Annotated in this window: 2 protein-coding genes; both read right to left on the bottom strand. The window is 70.8% G+C overall.

Annotated features, from left to right (window positions below; genetic code table 11):
* The coding region (locus EGJ34_RS21790) for an ATP-binding cassette domain-containing protein (RefSeq protein ID WP_125362460.1) at positions 1-447 on the bottom strand (447 nt) is incomplete at its 3' end.
* Positions 444-1133 (bottom strand): iron ABC transporter permease (locus EGJ34_RS21785; RefSeq protein WP_148100560.1); only part of this gene is annotated, 690 nt, incomplete at its 5' end. The genes EGJ34_RS21790 and EGJ34_RS21785, both read right to left, overlap by 4 nt.

Genomic DNA, 1133 nt, shown 5'->3' with positions numbered 1-1133 from the left:
CGCGAACGTCGCGCGGGCCGCCTCGCCGCCCGACAGCGTGCGCACTTCGCGCGACCGCAGTCCCTGCATCTCCGCCCTGTCCAGTGCCGACTCGATCAGCGCCGCATCACGCGCCGGGTCCGCCGGATGCGGCAGCCGACCCATCGCCACCACCTCGTCCACCGTAAACGCGAAACGCACCGCATGGTCCTGCGGCATCACTGCCCGCTCGCGGGCCAGCGCCTTTGCCTTCCAGTGCCCGATCGGCTGGTCATGCAGGATCACCTGCCCCGCATCTGCCGGCACGTCCCCCGACGCCACGGCCAGCAGCGTGGATTTACCTGCCCCGTTCGGTCCCACCAGTGCCGTCAGCGTGCCCGGCGAGAAACCCAGCGTGATGTCGTGCAGAATCGCGCGCTCCCCAAAGCGCACGCCCACCGCCCGCAACTGCAGAAACGGCGCGCTCATACCGCCCCGCTCCGCCGCTGGTGCAGTACCAGCCACAGGAAGAACGGCGCACCCAACGCCGCCGAGAACAGCCCCAGCGGGATTTCCGCCGGCGGATCCAGCGTGCGTGCGGCCGTGTCGGCCACCACGATCAGCAGCGCGCCGGTCACCGCCGACACCGGCAGCAGCCAGCGATGTCCCGGGCCCACCAGCATCCGCACCACGTGCGGGACTACCAGGCCAACAAAGCCGATCGATCCGGCAAACGCCACCGCCGCCCCCACCAGCAGCGCACTGAACGCGATCAGTTTCAGGCGCGTGCGCGGCACGTCCAGCCCCAGGTGCTGCGCCTGGCGCTCCCCCAGCGCCAGCATGTCCAGCGGCGTCGCAAGCCGCAGTAGTGCCAGCGTCCCCAGCACGAACACCGGCGCTGCAGCCGCCACGTCCGCCCAGTCCGCCTGCGCCAGCGAACCCATCTGCCAGAACACCAGCGACTGCAGTTCGCTCTCGCTGGCGATGTAGGTCAGGAAGCCGATCGCCGCCGAACAGAACGCCGCCATCGCGATCCCCACCAGCAGCAGCGTTGCCGTGCCACTGTTGCGACCCGGCCGCGCCAGCACGTAGGTCAGGCTGATTGCCGCGGCCCCGCCCGCGAATGCTGCCAGCGGCAACGTCCAGCCCCCGACGCTGCCTGCCCCCAGCACGAT

It is taken from the genome of Stenotrophomonas sp. 278 (genome assembly GCF_003935715.1).
In the GTDB taxonomy this organism is placed as follows: Bacteria; Pseudomonadota; Gammaproteobacteria; order Xanthomonadales; family Xanthomonadaceae; genus Stenotrophomonas; species Stenotrophomonas maltophilia_AH.
This window is presented reverse-complemented; position numbering and strand designations above follow the sequence as displayed.